The following is a 25625-nucleotide window of genomic DNA, read 5'->3' as shown; positions in this document are numbered from 1 at the left end:
CTCGGGTGGGCGGCCGCTTCTTTTGTTTATATTAGCCTGGGGTCAGGGGTGCGATGTTTAAAATCCGGCCGCCCCGAGGGGATACTGGCTTTCTTGGGGGGGGGTTTTGGGATACACCCCAACCCGCCCCTCGATCGTTCTCCCTGCGGCGTGCCTGGGCGCTCAGGCGAGATGCCCGATATATCACTGTCGGGTGTCCGCGCTCATCCTCTGCCACTTCGCGCTCGCGCTGTTCGCCGCGCCGCTGGTCAGACGGTGCGGAACCGGTGCCTTCCTCGTACTGGCCCTGCCGCCCGCCGCGGCGACCGCCTGGGCCGCCACCCGGTGGAGCACGACGGCCGCGGGCGGCGCCGACACCACCGTCCGGCGCTGGCTGCCCACCTACCACGTGGACTGGGCGCTGAGGCTGGACGCCCTCGCCGAACTCATGGTGCTGCTCGCCGCGGGCGTGGGCACCCTCGTCCTGGTCTACTGCGCCTCCTACTTCGACGACCGCTCCCGACAGCTCGGCAGGTTCGCCGGAAACCTCCTCGCCTTCACGGGGGCGATGCTCGGGCTCGTCCTCGCCGACGACCTCGTCCTGCTCTACATCTTCTGGGAACTGACGACCGTCTTCTCCTACCTGCTGATCGGCCAGACCAGCGACCACAAGCGGAACCGGCGCAGCGCCCTGCAGGCCCTGACGGTCACCGCGCTCGGCGGACTGACCATGCTCGTCGGCTTCCTGCTCCTGGGGCACGAGGCGGGCACCTACCGCATCTCGGCGATCCTGGCCGACCCGCCGGCCCCGTCGGCCGCGCTGTCCACGGCGATCGTGCTGATCCTCGTCGGCGCCCTGTCCAAGTCCGCGATCTGGCCGTTCAGCCTCTGGCTGCCCAACGCCATGGCCGCCCCCACCCCCGTCAGCGCCTACCTGCACGCCGCCGCCATGGTCAAGGCCGGGGTCTACCTCATCGCCCGGCTCGCCCCCGCCTTCGCCGACATCACCCCCTGGCGCCCGCTCCTGCTCGTCCTCGGCTCGGTCACGATGCTGCTGGGCGGCTGGCGGGCGCTGCGGCTGCACGACCTGAAACTCGTCCTCGCCTACGGCACCGTCAGCCAGCTCGGCTTCCTCACCGTCCTCACCGGCGCGGGCCGCCACGACACCGGACTCGCCGCCACCGCCATGATCCTCGGGCACGCCCTGTTCAAGGCGCCGCTCTTCCTGGTCACCGGCATCGTCGACCACGCCACCGGCACCCGCGACCTGCGCAAGCTCTCCGGACTCGGCCGCCGGCTGCCCGCCGTGTGCGCCGTCGCCGTGCTCGCCGGAGCGTCCATGGCCGCCGTGCCGCCCCTGCTCGGCTTCAGTGCCAAGGAGGCCGCCTTCCAGGCGCTCCTGGACGGGAGCACCGGCGACCGCTGGGCGCTCGCCGCGGCCGTCGCGGGCTCCGCCCTCACCACCGCCTACACCCTGCGCTACCTGTGGGGCGCCTTCGCCCGCAAGCCCGGCCTCCCCGACACCGCCGCGCACCCCGTCCCGGCGGCCTTCCTCGCGCCGCCCGCCGTGCTCGCCCTCGCCTGTCTCGTCCTCGGCCCCGGAGTGTCCTGGCTCCAGGGCCTGCTGGGCACCTACGCCGGGCAGTTCCCCGCGCCCGCCCACCCGTACCACCTGGCGCTGTGGCACGGGGCGGGCCCCGCCCTCGGCCTGTCCGGCGCGGCCTGGGCGGGCGGCGTCCTGCTCTTCCTCGCCGCGAGCCCCGTCGCACGGGCCGGTCGGCGACTCGCCTGGCGCTCCGCGGACCTCGTCTTCGGACGGATGCTGCTCGCCCTGGAGCGCACCGCCCTGCAGTGCACCGGATTCGTGCAGCGCGGCTCGCTGTCGGTGTACCTCGTCACGACCATGAGCGTGGTCCTCGCCGGACAGATCGCCGTGCTCGTGGCGGACGAACCCTGGACCGACGTGCCCGCCCCACGCCTGTGGGACCACCCCGCGCAGGCCGCCGTCGCCCTGCTGACCTGCACGGCGGCCCTGCTGTGCCTGGGCGTGCGGCGCCGGATGAAGGCCGTCGTGTTCGCCGGCCTCACCGGATACGGCACCGCGCTGCTCTTCGTCGCCCAGGGCGCGCCCGACCTCGCGCTCACCCAGTTCTGCGTGGAGACCGTCTCGATGATCGTCTTCGTGCTGGTGCTGCGCCGGATGCCGGTGCGCTTCGAGGAGAACTTCAGCCGGCGGCGGCGCCTGCTGCGGATGCCGGTGGCCCTCGCCGGCGGCGCCGCCGTCGCCGTCGTCGTCTGGATCATGGCGGGGCACCGCCGGGCCGACAGCGCGGGAGCGGCGATGGTCGAGGAGACCGCGCACCACGGGCTGAAGGACGTCGTCGCGACGATCCTGGTCGACCTGCGGGCCTGGGACACCATGGGGGAGTCCGCGGTGCTCGCCGCCGCCGCGATCGGCGTCACCAGCCTCATCTACCTGCACCGCCGCGCCGACGGCGCCGAACAGCCCGTACTGCCGCTGCCCGGGGACCACCCGCACGCCGGGCTGCGCACCGCCTGGCGGGCGAGCCGCTACGAGTCGGCGGGCCTGCCCAGCGGCGACGAGGGCGGACCCGAGCGGACCTGGCTCGCCGCCAGCGCCACCCTCGCCCCCGAGCGCCGCTCCCTCGTCCTGGAGGTGGTCGCCCGCCTCATCTTCCACCCCGTCCTCGTCCTCTCCGTCTACCTGCTGCTGTGCGCGGAGAACCTGCCGGGCGGCGGCTTCGTCGCGGGCCTGACCGCGGGCGTCGCCTTCATCGCCCGCTACCTCGCCGGCGGCCGCCACGAACTCGCCGACGCCGTGCCCTTCAAACCGGGTGTGTTCACCGGCCTCGGCCTGTTCCTGTCCACCGGGGTCGCGCTCGGCGGCCTCGGCGAGGGCACCGTGCTGCACGGCTGGACCTGGCACGGCCACCTGCCCTTGTGGGGCGACGCCCACCTGTCCACCGCCGTCCTCTTCGACTGCGGGGTCTACCTGCTCGTGCTCGGCGTCGTCCTGGACATCGTGCGGGCCCTCGGCGCCCGGATCGACCGCCAGATCGAGCGGGCCGCCCCGCGCCCGGAGGCGGGCCGCGCATGACCGTGAGCCTGTCCCTGCTGGTGGCCGCCGCCGTCCTCAACGCCGTCGGCGCCACCCTGCTGCTGACCCGGTCCCTGACCCGGATCCTGCTCGGCGCCGTCGTCCTCGGCAACGGCGTCAACCTGCTGGTCCTGGCCGCCACCGGCAGCGCGGGCGAGGCGCCCCTGCTCTACCCGCACATCATCCGCAACCGCGTCACCGACCCGCTGCCCCAGGCCATCGCCCTGACCGCGATCGTCATCACCCTCGCCACCACCGCCTTCCTGCTCGCCATGGCCTACCGCAGCCACCAGGTCACCGGCTCCGACGAGATCAGCGACGACACCGAGGACCGGCTGGTCGCCCTGCGCGCCGAGTTCCTCGACCGGCGCGGCGAACTCCGCGACCGCTACCGCGAGGCCCGCGCCGGGGACGGCGGCGCCGACGCCGAGCAGCGCGCCCGCTACCGCGCCGCCCGCAGACGGCTGCGCCGGCGGGTCCGTGAGGAACGCGCCTACCAGGCCCGCGCCAACGACGTCTCCGGGAACCTCTGGAACGACATCCTCGGCGCCGACCCCGAGGACTACCGGGAGGGCCGCGAGCTGGGCTCCACCGATGCCGCGGGCCGCCCCGGGCCGGCCCCCGCACGGGTCGCCGGGCCCTCCAACGACCCCGAGGAGACCGGCCGGGAGCCCGACTCGCTCCCCGGCGAGGACTCCTGCCACCCGCCGCCCGACCAGCCCGACCAGCCCGACGATCCGGGCGGCGCCGGCACGGAAGGAACCGGATGAACGCGCTCGTTCCGCTCCCCGTCGTGCTGCCCCTGTGCGTCACCGGCCTGAAGCTGGCCATCGGGCCCCGGCTGCACCGCTTCCAGCGCTTCATCAGCATCGCCGTACTCGGCGCGGTCCTGGTGCTCTCCGTGGTGCTCATGGTGGCCGCCGACCGCCACGGCCCGCTCAGCGTGCACCTCGGCGACTTCGCACCACCGGTCGGCATCACCCTCGTCGCCGACCGGCTGGCGGGCCTGATGCTCACCGTCTCCAGCGCCGTCACCCTGCTCGTCCTCGTGTACTCGCTGGGCCAGGGCATGGCCGACCGCGACGACCAGGCGCCGGTCGGCGTCTTCCACCCCGCCTACCTCATCCTCGTGGCGGGCGTCTCCTGCACCTTCCTCGCCGGCGACCTCGTCAACCTCTACGTCGGCTTCGAGATCATGCTCGTCGCCAGCTTCGTCCTGCTCACCATCGGCGGCACCGCGACCCGGATCCGGGCCGGGTCGACGTACGTGATCATCTCGCTGTTCTCCTCCGTGCTCTTCCTGGTCGCCATCGCCATGACCTACGCCGTCGCGGGCACCGTGAACCTCGCCCAGCTCGCCCAGCGGCTCCAGGAGGTGCCGCTCGGGGTGCGCACCCTGCTGGAGGCGATGCTGCTGACCGTCTTCGCCATCAAGGCGGCCGTCTTCCCGCTCGCCGCCTGGCTGCCCGACTCCTACCCCACCGCGCCCGCGCCCGTCACCGCGGTCTTCGCCGGTCTGCTGACCAAGGTCGGCGTGTACTCGATGCTGCGCACCCAGACCCTGCTCTTCCCCGGCCACCGCCTGGGCGACCTGCTGATGCTCGCCGCGCTCGCCTCCATGGTCGTCGGCATCCTCGGCGCCGTCGCCCAGACCGACCTGAAGCGGGTGCTGTCCTTCACGCTCATCAGCCACATCGGCTACATGGTCTTCGGCATCGCCCTCGCGGGCGGGGGCGGGATCAGCGGCGCGATCGTGTACGTCGCCCACCACATCACCGTGCAGACCACGCTGTTCCTCGTCGCCGGACTCATCGAGCGGCGCGACGGCACCACCGAACTCACCCGCCTCGGCGGCCTGGCCAGGACGGCGCCGCTGCTCGCCGTGCTGTTCTTCGTGCCCGCCATGAACCTCGCGGGCATCCCGCCGCTGTCCGGATTCATCGGCAAGCTCGGCCTGATGCGCGCGGGCGTCGCCGACGGCGGCGGCTGGGCCTGGGCGCTCGTCGCCGGGTCCGCGGCGACCAGCCTGCTCACCCTCTACGTCATGGCGAAGGTCTGGAACCTCGCGTTCTGGCGCGAAGCGCCACCCGGGGCCGAGGAGGAGGGCGTCGTGCTGGAGTCGGCCGAGGACGACGACACGGACGACACGGACGACGACACGGGTGACGGCGAGGAGGGGAGGGCGCCCGGCTCCGAAGAGACGCCCGGGCCCGGAAAGACGCCCGGCCCCGGAGGGACGCCCGGTCCCGGAGAGACGCCCGGCCCCGGCAGGCCGGCCGGGGCCGGGAGCGGGCTGCCGGTGCCCGCGGGCGCCGTCGTCTCCGCGGGCTTCCTCGGGCAGTCCATCACCACCACCAGGCACCTGCCCTGGCCCATGCTGCTGGCCACCGGCGCCGCCGTCGCCCTCGGCCTGTCCTACACCGTCCTCGGCGGCCCGCTCACCACCTTCACCCAGGCCGCCGCCACCGAACTCCTCGCCCGCACCCCCTACATCGAGGCGGTGCTCGGCCGGTGAGCAACCTCTTCCGCGACCGTTCCCCCTACAGCTGGTCCTTCCGGGTCGGCCGCGGCCGGCGCGTGCTCGACCTGCCGCTCGTCGGCTGGCTCACCGTCATCTGGATCCTGCTGTGGGGCACCCCGTCCTGGGCCAACCTCGTCAACGGCGTCCTCGTCGCGGTCTGCCTGTGCCTGGCCTTCCCGCTGCCCGCCGTGGACATCGGCCTGCGGCTGCGCCCCCTGGGCGTGCTGCGCCTCGCGGCCTACCTGCTGTTCGACATGTTCTCCTCCAGCGTCGAGGTCACCCGGCAGATCTTCGCCAAGGGCCCTTACCACGCCGCGGTCGTCGCCGTCCCGCTGCGAGTGCGCAGCGACCTCATGCTCACCGCCACCGCCGTCGCCGTCTCCAACGTCCCCGGCGGCTCCGTCATCGAGGTGCGCCGGTCGACGGCCACCCTGTTCCTGCACGTCCTCGACGCGGGCAACCCCGGCGAGATCGAGGGCGCCCAGCGGCAGGTGTGGCGCATGGAGGAACTCGTCGCCCGCGCCTTCGGCACCGCCGAGGACATCGCCGACGCCGCCCGCCCCGTACCGGAAGGTGACCTCCCGACGTGACCACCCTGCACAGCGTCGAAGACGCCCTGCTCGTCGCCGCGCTCGCGATGATCCTCGTCGCCGGCGCACTGCTGCTGTACCGGATCTGGTACGGCCCCTCGATGCTGGACCGCGCCGTCGCCCTGGACGTGGCCGCGGCGCTCATCATCGCCGGCATCGGCGTCAAGGCCGCCCACGACCGCGACTCCTTCTACTTCCCCGTGATGCTGGTGCTCGCCTTCCTCGGCTTCACCGGCTCGGTGGGCATCGCCCGCTTCATCGCGGTGCGCGACCGGCCCACCGTGCGCCCGGACGGCAGGCAGGACCACCGGTGAACGCCTGGGCCGAGGCCGCCGACCTGGCCGGGACCGTCCTGCTGCTCCTCGGCTGCCTGCAGTGCCTCCTCGGTGTGATCGGGATGGTCCGCTTCCCCGACGTGCTCTCCCGCAGCCACGCCGCCACCAAACCGCAGACCCTCGGGATGCTCCTCGTCCTCACCGGGGTGGGGCTGAGGCTGCGCCACGGCACCGACGTGGGCACCCTCGCGCTCATCGTCTTCTTCCAGTTCCTCACCGGCCCGGTCGCCTCCCACCTGGTGGCCCGCTCCGCCTACCGCACCGGGCAGACGGGGTCCCGGGGCCTGCTCAGGGACGACCTGGACCCGCAGCTGAGCGACGGGGACCGGCGCGAGGAGTAGCCCCGGAGGCCGCTCAGCCCACGCAGCCCACGTGCGCCAGCGCCTGCTTCAGCAGCGCCCCGTGCCCGCCCGGCATCTCGCTGCGCACCGCCTCGGACAGGGCCTCGCGCGGATCGAACCAGACCAGGTCCAGCGCGTCCTGGCGCGGCCGGCAGTCACCCGTCACCGGCACGACGTAGGCGAGCGAGACCGCGTGCTGCCGGGGGTCGTGGTACGGCGTGACACCGTGCGTCGGGAAGTACTCGGCCACCGTGAACGGCTGGAGCGAGGCCGGCACCCGGGGCAGCGCCACCGGGCCGAGGTCCTTCTCCAGATGGCGCAGCAGGGCGTCCCGGACCCGCTCGTGGTGCAGCACCCGCCCGGAGACCAGCGTCCGGCTGACCGTCCCGTCGGGTCCGATGCGCAGGAGCAGGCCGACGCTGGTGACTTCGCCGCTGTCGTCCACCCGTACGGGCACGGCCTCGACGTACAGGATCGGCATACGGGCGCGCGCCATTTCGAGTTCGTCGCTCGTCAGCCAGCCCGGCGTGGTTTCGGTCATGTCAGACATCGCTTGATCATACTTTCAGCCGTTCGTGCTTCCCGGGCGGCGCTCCGGGACTGTGACCCGTCCCACGCCGCTCAGCCGTCGTCCGCCGGGCCACCGGGCAGCCGGTAGACCCGCCGGGCATTGTCCCGTCCGACCCAGCGGACCAGGCGCAACGCGTCCGGGAGGGACAGCTCGTCGGCGTCCAGCCGCTCCTGCAGCAGACCGGCCAGTCCCCGCCGGAAGGCCAGCGCCCCCAGGTGGTGGAACTCGGCCAGTCCATAAGCGTCGGAGCTGTGGAGCAGCTTGCGGAACGGGGTGATCTCCAGTGCCTCCGCGAGGACCGCGCCCGCCCGCGCGGGGCCGACGTGGTGCAGGGTGAGCCCCACGTCGAGGTACACCCGCTCGAAGACCGCGCAGAGATAGGCGGCCTGGCGCTGGTACGGCCAGCAGTGCAGCAGCAGGACCGGGATGGTGCCGGCGGTCAGGTGGAGCCAGTCGGTCAGCAGGGTGGGGTCCGCCCGGTGCAGGCGGATGTCGCTGTCGCCGAACCCGGTGTGGAGCTGCAGCGGCCGGCCGAGGTCCACGGCGGTCCACAGCAGCTGCCGCACGAGCACCGGGTCCTCCAGCCGGCCCCCGCCGCGCGCGAGCCAGCGCCGGGCGGCCTCGGTGACCTCGGCGGGCGAGGGGCGGGCCGGGTCCAGGTCGAACCCGGTGCGGTAGGCCGCCACCGACTTGACGGCCACCACACCCGGCCGCCGTACCGCCTCCCACGCGGCCGTGCGGAACGCGCGCGCGTACGCGTCCGGTTCGACACCGCCGGCCGCCACGGCCTCCGCGACGCCCTCCAGCCGCACCACGTCGTACGCCCTCGCGCCGGCCGCCTCGGCCAGCTCGGCCGGCGCGGTCACGCGGTGCGGGGCGTACCCCGTGTCCACGCAGAACGCGCCGGTGCGCGCGGCCCGCAGGAACCGCCGGTTGACCTCGGCGGCGCCCAGCTCGGACCGCCGGGCCAGGTACACGCCGGCGGGGGAGTGGCGCGGCAGACCCAGCAGGGGCGCACAGTGGCGGCGCACGGCGAGGCCGACGGGACTGTCGAAGGGGGAGACGCCGGGCCACGCCTCGCCCTCCGTGAGCAGGGCCTCGAAACCCGCGCGGTCCAGGTCGTCGGTGACGGCGCCGTGGCAGTGGTGGTCCACCAGCTCCAGCGCGGCCAGCCGCTCGTCGACGGGCCCGGCGGCCATCTCAGTACTTCCAGCGGTACGCCGCCGCCACACCGTCGTCGTCCAGCCCCTCGGCCGACCCGGCCTCGCCCAGCCGTACGGCGATCACCGCGTCGGCCAGCACCGGACCCAGCGCCTCGCGCAGTACGCCGTCGGCCCGGAAGGCGGCCACCGACTCCGTGAGCGTGACCGGCAGCCGCCGCACGCCCCGGGCGGCGGCCGCGGCGGGATCGAGCCGGGCCGGGTCGCCGGTGATCTCCTCGGGCAGCGGTGCGGACGAGGCGAGCCCGTCCAGTCCGGCGGCGATCACCGAGGCGAGCGCGAGGTACGGGTTGGCGGCGAGGTCGACCGGCTTCACCTCCAGGTTCGCCGCGCGGTCGCGGATCCCGGCGGTGCCGGTGACGATCCGCAGCGCGGCCTCGCGGGTCTCCCGGCCCCAGGCGGTGAACACCCCGGCCCACTGCGAGGGCCGCAGCCGCAGCCGGCTGGCCGGGCTCGGCGCGGTCAGCGCCGTGAGCGCCGGGAGGTGGCCGAGCACCCCGGCCACGAAGGACTCCGCCTCGGCGGTCATCCCGTACCGGGCCCTCCCGCCCGCGTGCAGGTTCGTCCCGTCGCGCCAGGCGGAGAGGTGGAGATGCCCGCCGTTTCCGACGCCCTGTCCGAGGACGGCCGGGGCGAAGGAGACGCGCAGCCCGTGCCGCCGCGAGACCGCTCGGATGGTCTGCCGCACCAGCACGCTGTGGTCGGCCGCCGCCACCGGGCCGAGCGCCCCCACCGAGACCTCGAACTGCCCCGCCGCGTACTCGGGATGGAACTGCTCCACGTCCACGCCCTGCGCCGCCAGCGCCGCCAGCAGGTCGGCGGCGCAGTCGCTCAGCTCGACCTGCCGGGCCGCGCCGTACGCCGGTCCGGACACCGCCGGGACGAACGCGTCGCCGTCCGCGTCGCCCCGGCCCACGACCCACTCCACCTCGACGGCGGCCCTGAAGGTGAGGCCGTGCCGCTCGGCCGCCCCGGCCACGATCCGGCGCAGCGCGGTGCGCCCGCACGCCGGGTGCGGGGCACCCTCCTGCGTGATCCGGTCCACCGGCGCCCACGCCCAGCCGGGCTGCGCCGCGAGCACGGTCAGCCGGTCGAGGTCGGGGTAGAGGCGCAGGTCGCCGTCGGGGGAGCCGAGGACGTCCGTGGCCACGATCGAGTCGTCGGCCAGGAAGGTGTCGAACACCGGCGACATGCCGACGCCCCAGGCCGCGGCCGCGGCGAGCTTCGCGGTGGGCACGGTCTTCACCCGGGCGATCCCGGCGGTGTCGACGTACGCCAGCACCACGCCGTGCACGCCCTGCCCGGTCAGCTCGCCGCTCAGCGCGGTGGCCCGCTCGACCTCGCCGGGGCGCCCGCCGGGCACGGGGTCGCTCTCGCTCACGTCTCGGCTCCTTCGCGCCTGCGCCGTCCGTCGCGGACCATTGTGCCGTTCGGTGATCACCCTGTCCGGGTTTCGCCGGATGTGCGCACGACGCGGTGAAGGCCGGCCCGGGTCAGTCCATGGTGGTCGGCTGCGGCGAGGGAGTCCCGCCGTCCAGGACGGTCTTGAGGCGCTCGGTGCCCTGGCGTACCGCCTGTTCGACGGAGGAGGTCCGGCCGCCGTCCAGTCCGCCGCCGGTGACGGTGAGGGCGGAGGTGCCGACGCGTACGGCGGCGATGTCCAGGGTGAGGGTGACGGGGGTGGCGTCGGCGGTGCCCTGCACGGTCACGTGCAGGCCCTCGCGGGCGTCGCTCACGTCGGGCACCGCGGCCTCGGTCACCTGGACCGTGCGCCTGTCGCCGTCGGAGTCGGTCGCGGTGAACTCGTCGCACTTCTGCGGCAGGGAGTCCATCCACTTCAGGCGGTCGTCGAGACCGGCGCGGTCGTACCCGGCGACCTGCTCCAGGAGGCGGGCGTCGCCCTGCTCGAAGCCGGTGAGCGCCGACGGCCCCGACGGCTCGCCCAGCAGGTCGTCGCGGTAGAGCCCGTCCAGGAGCCCCTGACAGTCCCCGGCGTCGGCCTTCGCGGTGAGGAAGTCGGACACGTCGACCTCGCCGACGAGCAGCCGGTCGCGCCACTTGTCCGCGTCCTGGACCTGGTTCCAGTCGCCCTCCAGGTCGGCCTCGGTGAGCAGGGCGGCCTTGGCGCCGGACTCGGTGAGGGCGGCGGGGGAGGCGCTGGGGGAGCCGGTCGGGGTCTGCTTCGCGGCGTCGGGCCGGGCGACCCCGGCCTGTTCGGCGGCGGTGTCCGAGGCGCTCTGCGACCCGTCGCCGTCCGAGCAGGCCGCGGTGGTCAGCAGCGCGCCCGCCGCCAGGGCGGAGGCCAGGAGACGGGCGGGTGGGTACGGACGACGGCTCATCGCGGGATGCCTCCTGGGACGGGAAACGGTGTCCTCAGCGCATCACCGGGGCCGGGGGCGCACCAGCGCACGGGCCTGTTCGGGTGACCGGCGCGGCCGGGCGCGAGGGAGCGGGCCGGACCACCGGTCCCCGCGCCCTCAGCCGACCCGGTCGAGGGTGTCCTCGGCCACGTCCTTGTCCACCGCCGCACGCACCAGCGCGGCCGCGAGGACGGCGGGTTCCGTCCTCCCGGCCAGGGGGAGGAGCCGGTCCGGGTCCCCGGGCAGACCGAGGCGCTCCGCGCCCTGGAGGGCCTTGCGGTCCAGCAGGGGGCCCGCCTCGGGCCAGACCAGCTGGGCCTCCCGCAGGAAGATGTCCGCGCCGGTCGGCCCGACCCCGGGGAACTCCTGGAGCAGCCGCCGCAGCGCGGAGACCTCGCCGTCCGCCTGGTCGCGGAGCCGGCGCAGGTCGCCGCCCCACCGCTCGGTCAGCAGTTCGGCGGCCTCGCCGAGCTGGGTGGCGGTGCGCTCGTCGTAGCGCCGGTAGCCGCCCCGCCCGAGCGCGTCCACCCGCTGCTGCCAGGTGGCCCCGGCCATGCGGCGCGGGTCGCGCAGTCCCGCCTCGCTCAGGGCGCGGGCGGTGGCGACCGCGATGGAGGCGCTGATCCGGGCGCTGAGCAGGTGCGCGAGGACCAGCAGCCGGTACAGCGGCTGCGGGGTGTCCTTGAGCCGGATGCCCGCCTCTTCGGCGTACGTCTGCCCGTGCGCGTCGACGAGTTCGCGCACGGTCCGCCGTTGGTCGCGGCCCACGGCTACGGCTTCAGCGGGTCGTGACCGACCGTCATGAGACGGTGCCGCAGGCGGGTGTCCTCGGCCTCGGGCTCGTTCTCCAGGTCGGTCTGCGAGGTCACGGTGTCCACGACCTCGCGCATGGCGCGCAGGTCGTCGCCGGTCAGGTCGGTGCGCCGCTTCTGCAGGATCGCGAGGACGTGCTGTCCCAGCGGCGGCCCGGCGTCGTCCGGCAGCGGCTCGGTCAGCTCGCCGGAGTCGCGCACCCGGAGCCAGTTGGCGAGTTCCGCGGAGGTCATGTTGACGACGCGGTGGAAGTCCTCCCACAGCGCGTCGAGTTCGAGGGCGTCGGCCATGAGGTGTCCCTCATTTCGTCGTGCTTCGTGCGTTGTGCGTCGTGAATACGTGCTGCGTGGGCAGTCACTCCATGCGGGCGCGGGTGCCCCTGGGGCGCGGGGGCAAACGCCCCGCCGCCTCAGCGGGCGAGCACGCCGTCCAGGAAGCGCGCGACGTCCGCGAAGACCTCCGCCCGGTTCGTCTCGTTGAAGACCTCGTGCCGGGCGCCCGGGTAGATCCGCACGGTCAGGTCGCCGCCGCTCAGCGGTTCCACGCCGACGCGGCTGCCGGGCAGCGGGACCAGCCGGTCGTCGTCCCCGTGCACCCACAGCAGCGGCAGCCGGCCGACGTCGCCGCCCTCGGCCACGGTCTCCAGCGTCCGCACGAACGCCCGAAGCGTCGGCCGCTTCATCGGCCCGTGCCAGACCAGCGGGTCGGCCGCGTACGCCGCTCCCACCGCCGGGTCGCGGGAGAGCGAGGCCGGGCTGATGGGGGTGTCGGGGATCTCCTCCAGGGCGAGCAGCCGGCGCGGCAGCTCCCAGTCGCCGATGACGGGCCCCGACAGCACCAGCGCCGTCAGCTCGCCGGGGTGGCGCTGGGCGTAGCGGGAGGCGATCAGGCCGCCCATGGAGTGGCCGACCATGACGACCGGCAGGCCGGGGTGGGCGGCGCGGGCGAGGTCCGCCACGGCGTGCACGTCGGTGACCACGTCCTCGAAGTCCTCGACGACCACCCGCTCGCCGTCCGAGCGTCCGTGCCCGGCGTGGTCCGGCGCGTAGACGGCCGCGCCGTGGCCGGTCAGGACGCCGGCCACCTCCTCGTAGCGCCCGGCGTGCTCGCCGTATCCGTGGACCAGCAGTGCCACGTAGCGGGGACGCCCGGCGGGCCACTCGCGGACGGCGATCCGCCCCCGCGTTCCGGTCAGCGTGTGCTCGCGGGCCTCGGCCATGGCTCCTCCGGCTGCGTCGGTGACGGTCGTCCGGAGGATCTTCCCAGGACGCCGTCCGGCGGTCTATAGTCCAAAACTAGCAGTGCTAATTAATGGTGACGACGGTCAGGAGTCCCTCGTGCGTCCCGTCCACTTCGCGGCCGCCCGCCGCACCCCGATCGGCAAGCTGCGCGGCGCGCTGTCCACCGTACGGCCGGACGACCTCGCCGCCGCTGTGATCCGCGGCCTGGTCGCCGACGTGCCCGCGCTGGACCCGGCCCGGGTCGACGACGTGTACTGGGGCGCCGCCAACCAGGCGGGCGAGGACAACCGCAACGTCGCCCGCATGGCCGCGCTGCTCGCCGGCCTGCCCGAGACCGTGCCCGGCGCCACCGTCAACCGGCTGTGCGCCTCCGGCCTCGAAGCCGTCACCACCGCCGCCCGCACCATCGCCGCCGGTGAGGCCGACATCGTCCTCGCGGGCGGTTCCGAGTCCATGAGCCGTGCTCCCTTCGTGCTGCCCCGCCCCGACGAGGCGCTGCCGCACCGCATCGAGACCGCCGACACCCGGCTCGGCTGGCGCCTGGTCAACCCGGCGATGAAGGACCTGCACGGCCTGCTCGCCATGGGGGAGACGGCCGAGGAGGTCGCCGAGCGGTACGGCGTCCCGCGGGAACGCCAGGACGCGTTCGCCCTGCGCAGCCACCGCCTGGCCGCCGAGGCCCGCAAGAACGGCCGCTTCGACGACGAGATCCTCCCCGTCGAGCGCCCCGACGGCGTGGTCGTCGACACCGACGAGTGCGTCCGCGAGGACACCTCACTGGAGAAGCTGGGCCGCCTCAAGCCGGTCTTCCGCCCCGGCGGCACGGTCACCGCGGGCAACGCCTCCCCGATGAACGACGGCGCCGCGGGCCTCCTCCTGGTCAGCGAGGAGGTGCTGAACGACCTCGGCCTGGAGTCGCTGGGCCGCTATGTCGCGGGCGGCTCGGCCGCCGTCCACCCCGACGTCATGGGCATCGGCCCGGTCCCCGCCACCCGCAAGGTCCTCGCCCGGGCCGGGTGGAGCGTCGGCGATCTCGCGGAGGCCGAGTTCAACGAGGCGTTCGCCGCCCAGGCCCTCGCCTGCGTCGACCAGCTCGGCATCGACCCCGACCTGGTCAACCCCACGGGTGGCGCCATCGCGCTGGGCCACCCGCTCGGCTGCTCGGGCGCCCGCATCCTCACCACGCTGCTCCACCGCATGCGCCGCACGGGGGCCGGCCGGGGGCTGGCCACGATGTGCGTGGGCGTGGGGCAGGGCAGCGCGGTCCTCGTCGAACGCCCCTAGTCCCACCTCGGTCACTGAGCCGCCACCCCTCTGCAGAGCCGCAGCAAGGAAACGGAGCAACACCCCATGGCAACCCTCTCCGTCGCCGCAATCCTCGCCGAGAACGCCCGGCGCCGTCCCGACAAGGAGGCGCTGGTCGAGGGCGACCTGCGGCTGACCTTCGCCGAGGTGTGGCGGCGGGCCCGCGCGCAGGCCGGTGCCCTCGTCGGCCTGGACGTCCGGCCCGGGGACCGGGTGGCGCTGATGGCACCGAACAGCGCCGACTTCCCCGTCGCGTACTACGCCGTCGCCGCGGCCGGCGCCGTGGTGGTGCCGGTGCACCTGCTGCTGTCCCCGGCCGAGGTCGAGCACGTCCTGCGCGACAGCGGTGCCACCCTGCTGCTGTGCCATCCGGCGCAGGCGGAGACCGGAGCGGCCGCCGCGCGGGAGGCGGGCGTACGGATGCTCACGCTCGGCGAGGAGTTCGACCGGCTCGCCGCCGACGCGGAGCCCCTGCCCTCGTACGTCACCCGGGACGCCGACGACCCGGCCGTCGTCTTCTACACCAGCGGCACGACCGGAGTGCCCAAGGGCGCCGTGCTCAGCCACTTCAACCTGGTGATGAACGCGACGGTCAACGCCTTCGACGCCAACGACATCCGGCCCGACGACGTGGCGCTCGGCGCGCTGCCCCTCTTCCACGCCTTCGGCCAGACCGTCTCCCTCAACTCCACCTGGCGGGCGGGCGCGACCCTCGTCCTGCTGCCGCGCTTCGACGCGGCGCGCGCGATCGAGCTGATGGTGAAGGAGGGCGTCAACACCTTCCACGGGGTGCCGACCATGTTCGTCGCCCTCGCCGCCGCGGCGGCCGGGGCCGCGGCCCTGCCGGAGCTGCGGGTGTGCATCTCCGGCGGCGCCTCGCTGCCGGTGGCCGTCCTCGAACGGTTCGAGGAGGCCTTCGGGGCGAAGATCTACGAGGGGTACGGGCTGTCGGAGACCTCTCCGGCGGCGGCCGTGAACCAGCCGGTGTTCGGCGCCAGGCCCGGCACCATCGGCCACCCGCTGTGGGGCGTCGACGTGGAGATCGCCCGCGCGGAGGTCGAGGACGCGGTGGACCTGCTGCCGCCCGGGGAACTGGGCGAGGTCGTCGTCCGCGGCCACAACGTGTTCTCCGGCTACCTCGGCCGCCCCGAGGCCACCGCTCAGGCGCTCGTCGACGGCTGGTTCCGCACCGGCGACCTGGGCACCAAGGACGAGGACGGGTTCCTGAGGATCGTCGACCGGAAGAAGGACGTCATCATCCGAGGCGGCTACAACGTCTATCCGCGGGAGGTCGAGGAGGTGCTGATGCGCCACCCCGGCATCGCCCAGGTCGCCGTCATCGGGCTCCCGGACGAACTCCACGGCGAGGAGGTCTGCGCCGTGGTCGTGCGGGCCCCCGGCACGGCGCCCGAGCAGGTGCCGGACGCGGCCGGGGTCACCGAGTGGTCCAAGCAGCACCTCGGGCGGCACAAGTACCCGCGCCGGGTGGAGTTCGCGGACGAACTGCCGCTCGGGCCGAGCATGAAGGTACTCAAGCGCGAGCTGAGGGCGACGTACACCGACCACCGGGGACCGCGCTAAGGATCAATGGGCGAGACGGTGCTCACGGCGCCGGTGGGGTGCGCATAGCATCGGTCCCCGCAATGGACACCATGACCGCGACGGACACGATGACGCTCTGGCACCTCACCGGCTGGGAATTCGCCGCCCTCGCCTTCGCGGCCCTGCTCGTCGGCTTCTCCAAGACCGCGGTGAGCGGGGCCAACACGGTCAGCCTCGCGATCTTCGCGGCCGTCCTGCCCGCCCGCGCCTCCACCGGCATCCTGCTGCCGGTGCTGATCGCCGGGGACATCCTGGCCGTCCTCACCTACCGGCGCCACGCGCACTGGCCCACCCTGTGGCGGCTGTTCCCGGCGGTCGGCGTGGGCGTGGTCGTCGGCACCCTGTTCCTGGTGTGGGCCGACGACGCGGTCGTGCGCACGTCGATCGGCGTGATCCTGCTGTTCATGGCCGGAGTGACGGTGTGGCGCCGGCGGCAGGCCGACACCGCCGAGCAGCCGGACGAGGTCACCTCGCGCACCGGCCGCGTGAAGGCCCGTTCGTACGGCGTCCTGGGCGGGTTCACCACGATGGTCGCCAACGCGGGCGGCCCGGTGATGTCGATGTACCTGCTCTCCGCGGGGTTCCGGAAGCTCGGCTTCCTGGGCACGTCGGCGTTCTTCTTCCTGATCGTCAACGTCTCCAAGTTGCCCTTCAGCGCGGGCCTCGGTCTGATCGACGGCCACTCGCTGCTGCTGGACGCGGCGCTGGTCGTCTTCGTGGTGCCCGGCGCGTTCCTCGGAAAGTGGGCCGTGAACCGGATCAACCAACGCCTGTTCGAGCGTCTGGTGATCGCGGCGACGGTTGTGGGCGGTCTGCAGTTGCTCCTTGCCTGATCCGCTGGGGGAGCCCGTTGCTGAGGTCCTCCACCAGCAGGCGCTTGGCGATGGCGTCGACGGCGGCGCGCAGCTCCGTGTCCGAGGGGCGTCCGATGTCCCGCTCCACCCGGTCCTCCAGCCAGATCGCCCACGCCCGGCCGATGACGAGAGCCTCCCGGGCACCCGCCTCGGTGTGGGACAGCAGGGAGCCGTGCCGGGTCAGGAATCCCTCCTCCACCATCCGGTCGAAGACCGGCAGCAGCACCTCCGGCGGCAGCCGGCGTCGGGCGGCGATCAGACCGAGGCTGGCGTGCCCGACCAGCCGGGTGAACAGGTCCACCTGCATCACGGCCCAGGCACCGGCGACGTCCAGCCGGGTGTCGCTGTCAGCGATGATCCGACGCGCGGTGTCCAGCTCCGTAGCGCCGATGATCTTCCCGACGGAGGCCTCCAGCGTCCGCCTGCTGCTGGCGTCGTGCGGTGAGGCGAAGCCCTCGCCCATGTCCGTGGACCCCGCACGGGCGCTGTCGCGCAGCTGGACCTGCTTGAGGAACAGCGCGACCACGAAGCCCAGGACGGCGACCGGCACCGTCCACAGGAACACGGTCTGGATGGTCTCCGCGTACGCGCCGACGATCGGCGCCGACGCCGGGGGCGGCAGCCGGTGCACCCCCTCCGGACTGGTCGACGCCCTCGCGATCACCGACGGGTCCGCGGCACCGGTGCGGGCCGCCGCCGCGACTCCGTCGCGCAGGTTGGGACCCAGCGAGTTGGCGTAGATCGTGCCGAACACGGCGGTGCCGAAGGAACTGCCCAGCGTACGGAAGAAGGTGACGCCGGAGGTGGCGGTGCCGAGGTCGGCGTAGTCGACGGTGTTCTGCACGGCGATGGTCAGCACCTGCATGGACAGGCCGATGCCGGTGCCCAGCACGAACATGTACAGCGACTCCAGCCCCGCGCCCGTGGCCGGGTCCATCAGCGACATCAGGTACAGGCCGACGCCCATCACCAGCGTGCCCGCGATGGGGAACAGCCGGTACCGCCCCGTCTTGCTGACCACGTTGCCGCTGAACACCGAGGCGATCAGCAGCCCCGCCACCATCGGCAGCGTCCGCACCCCGGAGACGGTGGCCGAATCCCCGTCGACGTACTGCAGATACGTCGGCAGATACGTCAGCGCGCCCAGCATGGCGAAGCCGACGATGAAGCTGAGGATCGAGCAGACCGTGAACACCGGGTTGGAGAACAGCCGCATCGGCAGCATCGGTTCGGCCGCCCGGGTCTCCACCCAGCAGAACAGCCCGAGCGCGATCAGCCCGCCCGCGAACAGGCCGATGATCACCGCCGAGCCCCAGGCGTACTGGTTGCCGCCCCAGCTCGTCGCCAGGATCAGCGCGCTCGCCCCGACCGCGACCAGCGCGATGCCCAGGTAGTCGATGACGGGACGGGCCGCCGACTTCACCACCGGGATGGTGCGGGCGGCGGCGATCACCACGACGACCGCGATGGGCACGTTGACGTAGAAGGCCCAGCGCCAGGACAGGTGGTCGGTGAACAGGCCGCCCAGGAGCGGTCCGATGACCGTGGCGACCCCGAACACGGCGCCGATCGCACCCTGGTACTTGCCCCGCTCCCGGAGCGGGATGACGTCCGCGATCAGCGCCATCGCCGTCACCATCAGGCCGCCCGCGCCGACGCCCTGCACCGCCCGCCAGACGATCAGCAGCGGCATGTTCGTCGCCAGCCCGCACAGGAACGAGCCGGTGATGAACACGACCGCGGACACCTGGAAGACGACCTTGCGGCCGAACAGGTCGCCGAACTTGCCGACCAGCACCGTCGCCACGGTCTCCGCGAGCAGGTACGAGGTCACCACCCACGACATGTGCTCGGCGCCGCCCAGGTCCGACACGATCGTGGGCAGCGCGGTGCCCACGATCGTCTGGTCCAGGGCCGCGAGCAGCATGCCGAGCATGATCGTGACGAAGACGACGTTGCGGCGGCGCCGGTCCAGCACGGGCGGCTGGGTGGCGGCGGTCCGTGGCGATTCCTCGGCGACTGTCACACGGTCACGATCACACCGGTGCACGGGCCACGCATGCGGGGCGGTCCGCCCGGGTCAGCGCTCGCCGGGATTGCGCCGCAGCAGATAGGTGTCCATGATCCAGCCCTTGCGCTCCCGGGCCTCCGCGCGCAGCCGCTCGATGCGGGGCGCGGCCTCGGCGATCGGGCCGGAGTCGAGTATCTCGTCCGGGGTGCCCAGGTAGGCGCCCCAGTAGATGTCGATGTCCTGGTCCGCGTACCGCCGGAAGGCCTGGTGCGCGTCCAGCATCACGACGACGTCGTCCGCGTCCTCGGGAAACCCCTCGGCCAGCCGCCGCCCCGTGGTGATCTGCACCGGGCGCGCCACCCGGTTCAGCCCCGTCCGGTGCCGGGCGACCAGCGAGGAGACGCTGCTGATGCCGGGCACGACGTCGTACTCGAACGCGACCGAGCCGCGCTCCAGGATCTCCTCCAGGATGCCCAGCGTGCTGTCGTACAGCGCCGGGTCGCCCCAGACCAGGAACGCGCCGGTCTCGTCCCCGCCCAGCTCCTCGGCGATGAGCCGCTCGTAGATGCCGGCCCGGGCACTGCGCCAGTCCCCGACGGCAGGGGAGTACGCCGCGCCGCCCGCGCTCCGGTCCCGCTCGGGGTCGCGCGCCTCGACGACCCGGTACGTCCCCTCGGGTACGTGCGCCTCCAGCATGTCCCGGCGCAGCCGCACCAGGTCGGACTTCGCCTCGCCCTTGTCCAGGACGAAGAACACGTCCGTGCCGCGCAGCGCCCTGACGGCCTGGAGCGTCAACTGCTCGGGGTCGCCCGCGCCGATACCGATCACATGAATTGTCCGCACGCCACGAGTCTGCCGTACGCCACCGACCGCGCCCCGGCCGGGCCGCCCCGGCGGCGCCGGTCCGGGTTCAGCCGCGCAGCCGGGGCGCTCGCGCCGCCGCGTCCACGGACGCGCCGCCCTCCACGTCGCCCGCCAGCTCCCGGGCCCACCCGGCGACCGCGCCCAGATCCATCCCGTACGGCCGCTGCCGCCCGGCCCCCGACTCCGCCCACGCCGTGACGGCACCCGCCCCGCGCCGCAGCAGCCGCGCCCCACCGGTGGCGTTGCCGCGCGCCGAGTGCGTGAGCCCGACGGCCAGCTGGGCCATGCCCCGCCACAGCTCCCGCTCCTCCTCGGGCCCCGACTTCCAGGCGTCCTCGAAGACCTCGTGCGCGTGGAACGGCTTCCCCTCGTCCAGCAGCCGCTGCGCCTCGGCGACCGTCGCGTCCGGGGCCCGTACGACCCCCTCGGGCTGGCGCGGCACGCCGTCCGCGCCGTAAGGCAGCGGGCGTCCCAGCCCGTCCCGCGGCCGGGCGTTGCGCGCCCGGCCCTCGTCGTCACGGTCCCGCCGCTCCACCGGGCGGTCGGAGGCGGTGCTGTCCACGGGGCTGTCGGCAGAGCTGTCCATGGGACCGATTGTCCCTCTCCCGTGCCCGCTTAGGCGCGGCCCCGTCCGTGGGGTAAAGTGCTGTCCGCATGATCGCGCGGTTCACCGCGCGTGACGACACCGGGACGTGGCGCAGCTTGGTAGCGCACTTGACTGGGGGTCAAGGGGTCGCAGGTTCAAATCCTGTCGTCCCGACGGTGCGAAGGGCCTGCACGGACGCGAGTCCGTGCAGGCCCTTCTTCGTGCCGTCCCCTCCCGGTGGTCAGTCCCGCGGCCGCGCCCCCGCGGCGACGAGCAGGTCCACCGTCTCCTGGTGCGGTCCGTTGGACGCCCAGTCCAGCGGCGCCCAGCCGGTGCCGTGGTCCTCGCGCAGGTTCGGGTCGGCTCCGTACTCGAGGAGCGCGCGGACGGTCTCGGTGTGTCCCCAGCAGGCCGCCCCGCACAGCGGTGTGCCCTCCGAGCCGATCCCGCTCTCCGTGTCCGGGCGGGCACCGGCCGCGAGCAGCACGCGGACGATGCCGGTGTCGCCGTTCACGGACGCCAGGTACAGCGGGGTGCTTCCGGCCGGGTCCGCCGTCTCGGCGGGTGCTCCGGCCCGGAGTGCGGCCCGCACCCGCGCCAAGTCACCCACGAGCGCGGCGTCGACGAGACGCCGGGACAACTTCTTGTGCTTTCTCCTGTTCACGCGAGCCGAGCCTACGTTCACCCGACTGGAAGCGCACTTCACAGTTGATCCCGGCTCAGTTCCTGACCAGCAGCTGGAAGTCGAACGCGTACCGGGACGCGCGGTAGACGTGCGTCCCGTACTCGACCGGCCGCCCGGTGTCGTCGTACGCGATGCGCCGCATGGTGAGCAGCGCGGCGCCCTCCCGCTCGCCGAGGCGCTCGGCCTCCTCGCGGGAGGCGATGCGGGCGCCGACGGTCTGCCGGGCGCTGTGCAGGGTGATGCCCGAGGAGCGCATCATCCGGTAGAGACCGGTCGACTCCAGCCGGACGTCGTCGAGTTCCAGCAGGCCCGCCGGGAGGTGGTTGCACAGCATCGCCACCGGCTGCCCGTGGGTGAGGCGCAGCCGCTCCAGGACGGCGACCTCGGCGCCCTCCGCGACGCCGAGGGCCGCCGCCACCTCGGCGGTGGCCGGGACGGCCTCGTTGCGCACCACCCGGGTCCCAGGGTCCTGTCCGGCCGCCACCAGGTCGTCGTAGAGGCTGCTCAGCTCCAGCGGGCGCCTGACCTGGCTGTGCACCACCTGGGTGCCGACCCCGCGCCGCCGTACCAGCAGTCCCTTGTCGACCAGGGACTGGATGGCCTGCCGGACCGTCGGCCGGGACAGGCCGAGGCGGACGGAGAGGTCGACCTCGTTGCCCAGCAGGTTCCCCGGTGCGAGGGCGCCGTGTTCTATCGCCGCCTCCAACTGCCGGGCCAGCTGGTAGTAGAGCGGCACCGGACTCTTCCGGTCCAGGGCGAAGTCCAGGGTGCCGATCGCGGGGGCGGTCACGGCACGTGCGGGGTCGCCGGTCTTCGCCATGGACGTACCTCCCTTGCGTAGGGGACTGACTGGGGGGGCGGGGGGCGGGATGCCGCAGGGGTCAGAGGTGGCGGCGGCGGTCGGCGACCGCGCGCTCGTAGGCCGCCCGCGCGTCCGTGGCCGCCTCGCGGGCCGACACCTCGGCCACCGGCACGTCCCACCAGGCCTGTGCCGGGAGAGCGGCCGACGGGGGCGCCGTCTCGACGTACACACAGGTCGGGCGGGTCGCCGCGCGGGCCGTCGCCAGTGCCTCGCGCAGTTCCCGCACCGTCTTGGCGCGCAGCACGTCCATGCCGAGGCTGGCCGCGTTGGCGGCGAGGTCGACGGGGAGCGGGGCGCCGGTGAAGGAGCCGTCGGCGACGCGGTGGCGGTAGTCGGTGCCGAAGCGCTCGGCGCCGACCGACTCGGACAGGCCCCCGATGGACGCGTAGCCGTGGTTCTGGACCAGGACCAGCTTCACCGGCAGGTTCTCCTGCACCGCGGTGACGATCTCGGTCGGGTTCATCAGGTACGTGCCGTCGCCCACCAGGGCCCACACCGGGGTGTCGGGCGCGGCCTGCTGGACGCCGAGGGCGGCCGGGATCTCGTAGCCCATGCAGGAGTAGCCGTACTCCAGGTGGTACTGGCGCGGGGAGCGGGCCCGCCAGAGCTTGTGCAGGTCCCCGGGGAGCGAGCCGGCCGCGTTGATCACCACGTCCTGGTCGCCGACGACGCCGTCCAGCGCGCCCAGCACCTGGGTCTGGGTCGGCACCGCGCCGTCGTCGTCGGCGCGGAACGCCGCCTCGACCTCCTCGTCCCAACGGGTCTTCCCGGTGCGGTACTCCGTCTCGTACGCCGCGTCCACCCGGTGTCCGGACAACGCCTCCGTCAGCGCGGTGAGCCCCGACCGCGCGTCGCACACCAGGGTGCCGGCGGCGAGCTTGTGGGCGTCGAAGGCGGTGATGTTGAGGTTCAGGAAGCGGACGTCCGGGTGCTGGAAGAGGGTGCCGGAGGCGGTGGTGAAGTCCGAGTAGCGGGTGCCGACGCCGATCACCAGGTCCGCGGTGCGGGCGAGGGCGTCGCTCACCGCGGTGCCGGTGTGGCCGATGCCGCCGAGATCCGCCGGGTGGTCGTGGCGCAGCGCGCCCTTGCCGGCCTGGGTGGAGGCGACCGGGATGCCGGTGGCGTCCACGAGTGCCTTGAGGGCCTGTTCCGCCTCGCTGTGGTGCACACCGCCGCCCGCGACGATCAGCGGGCGGGCGGCGGCCCGGACCGCCCGGACCGCCTCGATCAGCTCCGCCGGGTCGGGAGCCGGGCGGCGTACCCGCCACACGCGGTCGGCGAAGAACTCCTCGGGCCAGTCGTACGCCTCCGCCTGCACGTCCTGGGGCAGTGCGAGGGTGACCGCGCCGGTCTCCGCCGGGTCGCTGAGTACGCGCATCGCCTGGAGCGCGGAGGCGAGGAGGGCCTCGGGGCGGGTGATCCGGTCGAAATACCGGGACACGGGCCGCAGGGCGTCGTTGACGGACACGTCGGCCTCGACCGGGTGCTCCAGCTGCTGGAGGAGCGGGTCGGCGGCGTGCGAGGCGAAGTAGTCGCCGGGCAGGAGCAGGACCGGCAGGCGGTTGATCGTGGCGAGGGCGGCCCCGGTGACCAGGTTGGTGGCGCCGGGGCCGATGGAGGTCGTCACCGCCTGCGCGGACAGGCGGCCCAGCTGCCGGGCGTGGCCGACGGCCGCGTGCACCATGGCCTGTTCGCTGCGGCCCTGGTGGTACGGCATCATCTCGCGGTACTCCACGAGTGCCTGGCCGAGACCCGCCACGTTGCCGTGGCCGAAGATGCCCCAGGTGCCCGTGACCAGGCGGCGCCGCACGCCGTCGCGCTCGGTGTACTGCGCGGCCAGGAAGCGCACCAGGGCCTGGGCGGTGGTCAGTCGGCGGGTGGCGGCGGCGCTCATGCGGACCTCTCCGGTGCGGTGTAGAGGGGGAGTCGGGGGTCGACCGCCTGGTCGGGCCAGGTGTCCCGGATCCAGGTGTGGTCGGGGTGGTCGCAGATCAGCCAGGCGCGTTCGGCCTCCGGCCCCGCCATGACGTTCAGGTAGTACATGTGGTGGCCGGGGACCGCCATCGACGGCCCGTGCCAGCCGTCGGGGATCAGCACGACGTCCCCGTCGCGTACTTCGGCGAGGACATCCGTGCCCTGTCCCTGTCCGGAGGGGGAGACGCGCTGGTAGCCGAGGCCGGGGGTGCCGTCGTGGTCGGCGAACTCGAAGTAGTAGATCTCCTCCAGCACCGACTCCTCGCCGGGACGGTGCTCGTCGTGCTTGTGCGGGGGGAAGGAGGACCAGTTGCCGCCCGGGGTGAGCACCTCGACCGCGATCAGTTTGTCGCACTCGAAACCCTGTCCGTCACCGCCTCCGGCGGGGGCCGCCGCACCGAAGTTGTTGACCTGCCGCGAGCAGTTCCCGGTGCCGCGCAGCTCCACCGGCACCGAGGACGCCGGGCCGTAGCGGGCGGGCAGGCGCCGGGTGCAGCGGGCGCCGGTCAGCGCGAACCGGCCGCCGCCGGTGGACGTCAGGGTGGTGCGGGCGTCGCGCGGCACGTACGCGAAGTCGGTGACGCCGGTGAACACGCTGTCCCGGCCGGTCAGTTCGAAGGTGTCCCGGCCGAAGTCGTCGGCGGTCGCGACCGTGCAGCCGCCGCTCAGCGGCAGGACGATCCACTCGCTCTCGCCGCTGTCGAAGGTGTGGCTGTCGCCGGGGGCCAGGTTCACCACGCGCAGGCTGGAGTAGCCCCAGCCCGCGCTCTCGGGCGTCACGTCCACGGCGTACGGGCCGTCGGCCGCAGCCTTGCCCGCGGGAAGGTGATACGTCATCGTCCGCTCCTCCGCCTCTCCTCGGTCCCCACAGTCGGGCACGGCAGCCCCGGTCACAGCAGTCCCACGGCCGTGTCCACCGCCTCTTCCACGCTGCCCCCGGCCGGGTAGAGCAGCGAGCGGCCGACCACCATGCCCTGCACGGTGGGCAGCCTCAGCGCCTTGCGCCAGCGTTCGTAGGCCGCGGTCTGGTCCGCCGGGGAGCCGCCTATGTCGCCGCCGAGCAGGACCGCGGGCAGTGTGGAGGTCTCCAGCACCTCGGCCATGTCGTCCGGGTCGCGGGTGACGGGCAGTTTCAGCCAGGTGTAGGCGGAGGTGCCGCCGAGACCGGAGGCGATGGCGATGGAGCGGGTCACGGCCTCGGCCGACAGGTCGTTGCGGACCCGCCCGTCGATCCGGCGGGACATGAACGGCTCGACGAACAGCGGCAGCCGGCGCTCCGCCATGGCGTCGACCGCCCGGGCGCTCGCCTCCATCGTGGCCAGCGAGCCGGGGTCGTCGTAGTCGATGCGCAGCAGCAGCTTGCCCGCGTCGAAGCGCAGGCGGGCGATGTCCTCGGCGCGGTGGCCGGTGAAGCGGTCGTCCATCTCGAAGGCGGCGCCCGCGAGTCCGCCGCGGTTCATCGAGCCCATGACGACCTTGTTCTCCAGCACGCCGAGCAGCAGCAGGTCCTCCAGCACGTCCGCGGTGGCGAGCACCCCGTCGACGCCGGGCCGGGACAGCGCGGTGCACAGGCGCTCCAGCAGGTCGGCCCGGTTGGCCATGGCGAGCCCGCGGTCGCCGACGCCGAGCGCGCCGCGCGCCGGGTGGTCGGCGGCCACGATCATCAGGCGGCCGGAGTCGCCGATCAGCGGACGGCGTACCCGGCGGGCCGCGGCCTCGGCGATCGCCTCCGGGTGCCGGGCGCGGACCGCGGTGAGGTCCGGGATGCTGGAGATGCTGCGGGACAAGGGGTT

At 73.8% G+C, this 25625-nt stretch carries 24 protein-coding genes and 1 tRNA gene; 10 read left to right on the top strand and 15 right to left on the bottom strand.

The window, feature by feature from the left end; all coding sequences use genetic code 11:
• Positions 1 to 193 precede the first annotated feature (193 nt).
• From ACFV9J_RS38920 to mnhG, 6 genes are read left to right on the top strand one after another with little or no spacing between them, the layout of a single operon-like run.
• A complete protein-coding gene (locus ACFV9J_RS38920; RefSeq protein ID WP_385362716.1) occupies positions 194 to 3097 on the top strand; it encodes a Na+/H+ antiporter subunit A in 2904 nt (967 codons plus the stop codon).
• On the top strand, positions 3094 to 3867 hold the full coding sequence (locus tag ACFV9J_RS38915) for a Na(+)/H(+) antiporter subunit C (protein WP_385362714.1): 774 nt from the start codon (positions 3094 to 3096) through the stop codon (positions 3865 to 3867). The genes ACFV9J_RS38920 and ACFV9J_RS38915 overlap by 4 nt, the downstream gene beginning before the upstream one ends.
• On the top strand, positions 3864 to 5612 hold the full coding sequence (locus ACFV9J_RS38910) for a Na+/H+ antiporter subunit D (protein ID WP_385362712.1): 1749 nt from the start codon (positions 3864 to 3866) through the stop codon (positions 5610 to 5612). The genes ACFV9J_RS38915 and ACFV9J_RS38910 overlap by 4 nt, the downstream gene beginning before the upstream one ends.
• Positions 5609 to 6208: a Na+/H+ antiporter subunit E gene (locus tag ACFV9J_RS38905; protein ID WP_385362710.1), complete on the top strand. Its 600-nt coding sequence runs from the start codon at positions 5609 to 5611 to the stop codon at positions 6206 to 6208. The genes ACFV9J_RS38910 and ACFV9J_RS38905 overlap by 4 nt, the downstream gene beginning before the upstream one ends.
• A 47-nt stretch (positions 6209 to 6255) precedes the next feature.
• Positions 6256 to 6522 carry a monovalent cation/H+ antiporter complex subunit F gene (locus ACFV9J_RS38900; RefSeq protein ID WP_203698425.1) on the top strand — a complete coding sequence of 89 codons (267 nt, stop codon included), beginning with the start codon at positions 6256 to 6258 and terminating at the stop codon, positions 6520 to 6522.
• Positions 6519 to 6884 (top strand): monovalent cation/H(+) antiporter subunit G, encoded by a 366-nt coding sequence (gene mnhG, locus ACFV9J_RS38895; RefSeq protein ID WP_385362708.1) that lies wholly within the window; start codon positions 6519 to 6521, stop codon positions 6882 to 6884. Before ACFV9J_RS38900 ends, mnhG begins: the two co-directional genes overlap by 4 nt.
• 13 nt (positions 6885 to 6897) lie before the next feature.
• Here mnhG and ACFV9J_RS38890 read toward each other — a convergent pair whose 3' ends face one another.
• The 7 genes from ACFV9J_RS38890 to ACFV9J_RS38860 all read right to left on the bottom strand — a co-directional run bounded on the left by ACFV9J_RS38890 (position 6898) and on the right by ACFV9J_RS38860 (position 13067).
• Positions 6898 to 7425 carry an NUDIX hydrolase family protein gene (locus ACFV9J_RS38890; RefSeq protein ID WP_385362718.1) on the bottom strand — a complete coding sequence of 176 codons (528 nt, stop codon included), beginning with the start codon at positions 7423 to 7425 and terminating at the stop codon, positions 6898 to 6900.
• A gap of 80 nt (positions 7426 to 7505) precedes the next feature.
• The gene (locus tag ACFV9J_RS38885; protein ID WP_385362706.1) at positions 7506 to 8654 is read right to left on the bottom strand and encodes an amidohydrolase family protein; all 1149 of its coding nucleotides are present in this window, start codon (positions 8652 to 8654) and stop codon (positions 7506 to 7508) included.
• Position 8655: 1 nt separating this feature from the next.
• Positions 8656 to 10056, bottom strand: a complete 1401-nt coding sequence (glnA3, locus tag ACFV9J_RS38880; RefSeq protein WP_385362705.1) for a gamma-glutamylpolyamine synthetase GlnA3 — start codon at positions 10054 to 10056, stop codon at positions 8656 to 8658.
• Between the two features lie 112 nt (positions 10057 to 10168).
• On the bottom strand, positions 10169 to 11014 hold the full coding sequence (locus tag ACFV9J_RS38875; RefSeq protein ID WP_385362703.1) for a hypothetical protein: 846 nt from the start codon (positions 11012 to 11014) through the stop codon (positions 10169 to 10171).
• 138 nt (positions 11015 to 11152) lie between these two features.
• The gene (locus ACFV9J_RS38870) at positions 11153 to 11803 is read right to left on the bottom strand and encodes an endonuclease (RefSeq protein WP_385362701.1); all 651 of its coding nucleotides are present in this window, start codon (positions 11801 to 11803) and stop codon (positions 11153 to 11155) included.
• Positions 11804 to 11805: 2 nt separating this feature from the next.
• A complete protein-coding gene (locus tag ACFV9J_RS38865) occupies positions 11806 to 12138 on the bottom strand; it encodes a DUF3140 domain-containing protein (protein WP_385362700.1) in 333 nt (110 codons plus the stop codon).
• Between the two features lie 119 nt (positions 12139 to 12257).
• Positions 12258 to 13067: an alpha/beta hydrolase gene (locus tag ACFV9J_RS38860; RefSeq protein WP_385362698.1), complete on the bottom strand. Its 810-nt coding sequence runs from the start codon at positions 13065 to 13067 to the stop codon at positions 12258 to 12260.
• Positions 13068 to 13185: 118 nt separating this feature from the next.
• On the opposite strand from ACFV9J_RS38860, the gene ACFV9J_RS38855 reads away from it, so the two are divergent.
• The 3 genes from ACFV9J_RS38855 (at position 13186) to ACFV9J_RS38845 (ending at position 16829) form a co-directional block, all read left to right on the top strand.
• Positions 13186 to 14373: a thiolase family protein gene (locus ACFV9J_RS38855; protein ID WP_385362696.1), complete on the top strand. Its 1188-nt coding sequence runs from the start codon at positions 13186 to 13188 to the stop codon at positions 14371 to 14373.
• A gap of 66 nt (positions 14374 to 14439) precedes the next feature.
• The gene (locus ACFV9J_RS38850; RefSeq protein WP_385362694.1) at positions 14440 to 15975 is read left to right on the top strand and encodes a long-chain fatty acid--CoA ligase; all 1536 of its coding nucleotides are present in this window, start codon (positions 14440 to 14442) and stop codon (positions 15973 to 15975) included.
• 71 nt (positions 15976 to 16046) lie between these two features.
• Positions 16047 to 16829 (top strand): sulfite exporter TauE/SafE family protein, encoded by a 783-nt coding sequence (locus ACFV9J_RS38845; protein WP_385362692.1) that lies wholly within the window; start codon positions 16047 to 16049, stop codon positions 16827 to 16829.
• On the opposite strand, the gene ACFV9J_RS38840 is transcribed toward ACFV9J_RS38845, so the two are convergent.
• From ACFV9J_RS38840 to ACFV9J_RS38830, 3 genes are all read right to left on the bottom strand, one after another.
• Positions 16756 to 18876 (bottom strand): MDR family MFS transporter, encoded by a 2121-nt coding sequence (locus ACFV9J_RS38840; RefSeq protein ID WP_385362690.1) that lies wholly within the window; start codon positions 18874 to 18876, stop codon positions 16756 to 16758. The two genes, ACFV9J_RS38845 and ACFV9J_RS38840, sit on opposite strands and share 74 nt — an antisense overlap.
• A gap of 54 nt (positions 18877 to 18930) precedes the next feature.
• Complete coding sequence (gene cobF / locus ACFV9J_RS38835) at positions 18931 to 19704, bottom strand: precorrin-6A synthase (deacetylating) (RefSeq protein ID WP_385362689.1); 774 nt, start codon at positions 19702 to 19704, stop codon at positions 18931 to 18933.
• 67 nt (positions 19705 to 19771) lie between these two features.
• Positions 19772 to 20311: a DUF309 domain-containing protein gene (locus ACFV9J_RS38830; protein WP_385362687.1), complete on the bottom strand. Its 540-nt coding sequence runs from the start codon at positions 20309 to 20311 to the stop codon at positions 19772 to 19774.
• A gap of 100 nt (positions 20312 to 20411) precedes the next feature.
• Between ACFV9J_RS38830 and ACFV9J_RS38825 the strand changes: the two genes are divergently transcribed.
• Positions 20412 to 20485 (top strand) — tRNA-Pro (locus ACFV9J_RS38825).
• Positions 20486 to 20552: 67 nt separating this feature from the next.
• Here ACFV9J_RS38825 and ACFV9J_RS38820 read toward each other — a convergent pair.
• From ACFV9J_RS38820 to ACFV9J_RS38800, 5 genes are all read right to left on the bottom strand, one after another.
• Positions 20553 to 20975, bottom strand: a complete 423-nt coding sequence (locus tag ACFV9J_RS38820; RefSeq protein ID WP_385362684.1) for an ankyrin repeat domain-containing protein — start codon at positions 20973 to 20975, stop codon at positions 20553 to 20555.
• Positions 20976 to 21030: 55 nt separating this feature from the next.
• Entirely contained in the window at positions 21031 to 21816 is a 786-nt protein-coding gene (locus ACFV9J_RS38815; protein ID WP_385362682.1) for a GntR family transcriptional regulator, read from the bottom strand.
• A gap of 61 nt (positions 21817 to 21877) precedes the next feature.
• Positions 21878 to 23752: a 3D-(3,5/4)-trihydroxycyclohexane-1,2-dione acylhydrolase (decyclizing) gene (iolD, locus tag ACFV9J_RS38810; RefSeq protein WP_385362680.1), complete on the bottom strand. Its 1875-nt coding sequence runs from the start codon at positions 23750 to 23752 to the stop codon at positions 21878 to 21880.
• Entirely contained in the window at positions 23749 to 24669 is a 921-nt protein-coding gene (gene iolB, locus ACFV9J_RS38805; protein ID WP_385362678.1) for a 5-deoxy-glucuronate isomerase, read from the bottom strand. The genes iolD and iolB overlap by 4 nt, the downstream gene beginning before the upstream one ends.
• 53 nt (positions 24670 to 24722) lie before the next feature.
• Positions 24723 to 25619, bottom strand: coding sequence for a deoxyribose-phosphate aldolase (locus ACFV9J_RS38800; protein ID WP_385362676.1), 897 nt, complete (start codon positions 25617 to 25619; stop codon positions 24723 to 24725).
• Positions 25620 to 25625: the final 6 nt, after the last annotated feature.

The organism is Streptomyces sp. NPDC059906 (genome assembly GCF_042730645.1).
In the GTDB taxonomy this organism is placed as follows: Bacteria; Actinomycetota; Actinomycetes; order Streptomycetales; family Streptomycetaceae; genus Streptomyces; species Streptomyces rubrogriseus.
The sequence above is the reverse complement of the archived record's forward strand: the minus strand, read 5'-3'. Positions and strand labels throughout refer to the sequence as shown.

Bases quoted from the DNA above. Each gene is read 5' to 3' on its own strand.
- iolB (WP_385362678.1), bottom strand. From the start codon at position 24,669: ATGACGTATCACCTTCCCGCGGGCAAGGCTGCGGCCGACGGCCCGTAC.
- ACFV9J_RS38860 (WP_385362698.1), bottom strand. From the start codon at position 13,067: ATGGCCGAGGCCCGCGAGCACACGCTGACCGGAACGCGGGGGCGGATC.
- ACFV9J_RS38890 (WP_385362718.1), bottom strand. From the start codon at position 7,425: ATGACCGAAACCACGCCGGGCTGGCTGACGAGCGACGAACTCGAAATG.
- ACFV9J_RS38900 (WP_203698425.1), top strand. From the start codon at position 6,256: ATGATCCTCGTCGCCGGCGCACTGCTGCTGTACCGGATCTGGTACGGC.
- iolD (WP_385362680.1), bottom strand. From the start codon at position 23,752: ATGAGCGCCGCCGCCACCCGCCGACTGACCACCGCCCAGGCCCTGGTG.
- ACFV9J_RS38830 (WP_385362687.1), bottom strand. From the start codon at position 20,311: ATGGACAGCTCTGCCGACAGCCCCGTGGACAGCACCGCCTCCGACCGC.
- ACFV9J_RS38815 (WP_385362682.1), bottom strand. From the start codon at position 21,816: ATGGCGAAGACCGGCGACCCCGCACGTGCCGTGACCGCCCCCGCGATC.
- ACFV9J_RS38865 (WP_385362700.1), bottom strand. From the start codon at position 12,138: ATGGCCGACGCCCTCGAACTCGACGCGCTGTGGGAGGACTTCCACCGC.
- ACFV9J_RS38915 (WP_385362714.1), top strand. From the start codon at position 3,094: ATGACCGTGAGCCTGTCCCTGCTGGTGGCCGCCGCCGTCCTCAACGCC.
- ACFV9J_RS38850 (WP_385362694.1), top strand. From the start codon at position 14,440: ATGGCAACCCTCTCCGTCGCCGCAATCCTCGCCGAGAACGCCCGGCGC.
- ACFV9J_RS38875 (WP_385362703.1), bottom strand. From the start codon at position 11,014: ATGAGCCGTCGTCCGTACCCACCCGCCCGTCTCCTGGCCTCCGCCCTG.
- ACFV9J_RS38885 (WP_385362706.1), bottom strand. From the start codon at position 8,654: ATGGCCGCCGGGCCCGTCGACGAGCGGCTGGCCGCGCTGGAGCTGGTG.
- ACFV9J_RS38910 (WP_385362712.1), top strand. From the start codon at position 3,864: ATGAACGCGCTCGTTCCGCTCCCCGTCGTGCTGCCCCTGTGCGTCACC.
- ACFV9J_RS38845 (WP_385362692.1), top strand. From the start codon at position 16,047: ATGACCGCGACGGACACGATGACGCTCTGGCACCTCACCGGCTGGGAA.